The organism is Dietzia sp. IN118 (assembly GCF_032905965.1).
In the GTDB taxonomy this organism is placed as follows: Bacteria; Actinomycetota; Actinomycetes; order Mycobacteriales; family Mycobacteriaceae; genus Dietzia; species Dietzia kunjamensis.
In genome coordinates, this window is record NZ_JAUMSR010000001.1 from 1889206 (window position 1) to 1891144 (window position 1939).

Consider the following 1939-nt stretch of genomic DNA (forward strand, 5'->3'; position numbering starts at 1 on the left):
CCAGCTACCTTCCTGCGTCACCCCATCGCTTGGCTACTACCAGTTCAGGTCCCGCGCATCCGGTCCACGTCATCCCGAAGGATGCTCTAGGACGTTCAGGGCGGTTAGTATCACTGATTCACCATGGGCGCGCACACACGGGTACGGGAATATCAACCCGTTGTCCATCGACTACGCCTGTCGGCCTCGCCTTAGGTCCCGACTCACCCTGGGCAGATTAGCTTGACCCAGGAACCCTTGATCATTCGGCGGACGAGTTTCTCACTCGTCATTCGCTACTCATGCCTGCATTCTCACTCGTGTGGCCTCCACGCCTGGATCACTCCGGCGCTTCTATGGCCACACGACGCTCCCCTACCCATCCATACACCTGCCCGGAGGAGGTTATTGTATGAATGCCGCGGCTTCGGCGGTGTACTTGAGCCCCGCTAAATTGTCGGCGCAGGACCACTTGACCAGTGAGCTATTACGCACTCTTTCAAGGGTGGCTGCTTCTAAGCCAACCTCCTGGCTGTCTCAGCGATCCCACATCCTTTTCCACTTAGTACACGCTTAGGGGCCTTAGCCGGCGATCTGGGCTGTTTCCCTCTCGACTATGAAGCTTATCCCCCACAGTCTCACTGCCGCACTCTCACACCTCGGCATTCGGAGTTTGGCTGACGTCAGTAACCTTGTAGGGCCCATCGGCCATCCAGTAGCTCTACCTCCGAGGTGAAACATGCGACGCTGCACCTAAATGCATTTCGGGGAGAACCAGCTATCACGGAGTTTGATTGGCCTTTCACCCCTACCCACAACTCATCCCCTCAGTTTTCAACCTAAGTGGGTTCGCGCCTCCACGACGTCTTACCGTCGCTTCACACTGGCCATGGGTAGATCACTCCGCTTCGGGTCTAGAGCATGCCACTACAGTCGCCCTATTAGGACTCGCTTTCGCTACGGCTTCCCCACACGGGTTAACCTCGCGACATACCACTAACTCGCAGGCTCATTCTTCAAAAGGCACGCCATCAGCCCTAAAGCCTCTGACGGATTGTAAGCACACGGTTTCAGGTACTATTTCACTCCCCTCCCGGGGTACTTTTCACCATTCCCTCACGGTACTAATCCGCTATCGGTCACCAAGAAGTATTTAGGCTTACCGGGTGGTCCCGGCAGATTCACAGCAGATTTCACGGGCCCGCTGCTACTTGGGAACACAAATCGCCCCGCCGCAAGGTTTTCAGGTACGGGACTCTCACCCTCTCCGGCCGACCCTTCCAAGTCGTTCCCCTAACCCGCGATCAATCAGCGCCCGGTCCGGCAGAACCGGGACATCATGCCCCACAACACCACACACGCAACCCCTGCCGGGTATCACACGCATGCGGTTTAGCCTGATCCGCGTTCGCTCGCCGCTACTGACGGAATCACTATTGTTTTCTCTTCCTGCGGGTACTGAGATGTTTCACTTCCCCGCGTTCCCTCCACACACCCTATGTATTCAGATGCGGGTAACACGCCATCACGCGTGCTGGGTTTCCCCATTCGGACACCCTCGGATCACAGCTCGTTTGGCAGCTCCCCGAGGCTTATCGCAGCCTACTACGTCCTTCATCGGCTCTTGGTGCCAAGGCATCCACCGTGTGCTCTTACACACTTACATTCACAAACAATTAAAGATGCTCGCGTCCACTGTGCAGTTCTCAAACAACACACACCAACCCCACCCACACCCCGGCCACGTATGGCGCATCAGATGTCTCGGGAATCAGTGCCATCAGAAACAACCAAACCCGAAGGCCCGATGGCGTTGTTTCAGACACCCAACAGTGTGTTTCGTCCGGACCACGCTAACGCCGGCACCAGATCCTGCAATCTGATACCGCCGATCACGGCGAGTCCTACGCGATAGTGTTCCACCCAATGAGCCACAGAGCGCGCCACATTCGGACGCGAA

At 56.7% G+C, this 1939-nt stretch carries 1 rRNA gene (cut by a window edge); it reads right to left on the minus strand.

Features of this window, described 5'->3' with window-relative positions:
• A 23S ribosomal RNA gene (locus Q2K20_RS09195) occupies nucleotides 1–1645 on the minus strand; it reaches 1461 nt to the left of the window's first position.
• Between the last annotated feature and the right edge of the window lie 294 nt (nucleotides 1646–1939).